This is a genomic window from Ralstonia mannitolilytica, assembly GCF_905397375.1.
GTDB classification, from domain to species: domain Bacteria; phylum Pseudomonadota; class Gammaproteobacteria; order Burkholderiales; family Burkholderiaceae; genus Ralstonia; species Ralstonia mannitolilytica.
In genome coordinates, this window is sequence record NZ_CAJPVG010000034.1 from 1 (window position 1) to 695 (window position 695).

Below are 695 nucleotides of genomic sequence, written 5' to 3' on the forward strand. Positions count from 1 at the left end.
GCCCCGGCGTGTTCCTGCTGACGGTCCACGTCAAGGACCTGGCCATGCTGCGCCTGGAGTTCGAGGGCGCCCATCTCACCCGTCGCGTCGGCAACCCGAACATCCACATGGTGCTCGAGTATGCGGTGGCCACCGGAGTCGTTCGCACCCTCGTGCGCGGTGGCGCCAAGTACCACCAGATGCTCGTGAACGCCTTCGCCGAGCACCTGCTGGGCATCAAGGTGGACGCGCACCGCATCAAGCCGCCGACGCTGGACCTGTCGGTCTTGCGCCTCGGCTTCGACGTGCCGCAGGCCGTGGCGGACGGTTTCGTGGCGCTGCAGGTCAAGTCCATCTCGGTGTTGAGCCCGAGCACGGCACTGAAGCTCGATTGCACGGCGATGGCGTCGAGCGAGCAGCGCTGCGTCACCGAACTGCTGCGCGAGGAGTTCCCCGGTGAGGACCCGCTGGCCCGCGGCTGGTTGATCACGGCGGCACGCATCAACCTGTACTACCCGCCCGAACCCGGAAAGGCTCGTTCCAAGGTCGTCACGGTCGAGGTGACGCGTCGCGGACGGCTGAACCTGCACAAGTTCGATGCCGCGTTGCAGGCGCAGTTGGAGGGCTACCTGGTCTCGCTGGGCATCTTGCAGCCCGGCCAGACGCTGAACGTCCGGGAAGCGCCGCCGGAAGCGGACACGGCCAATCCTGAGCCG

The 695-nt window shown here is 67.3% G+C and carries 1 pseudogene; it reads left to right on the forward strand.

From position 1 onward, the window contains the following. Window positions 1-695, forward strand: a pseudogene (locus KHN96_RS22690) (hypothetical protein); the annotation flags it as partial.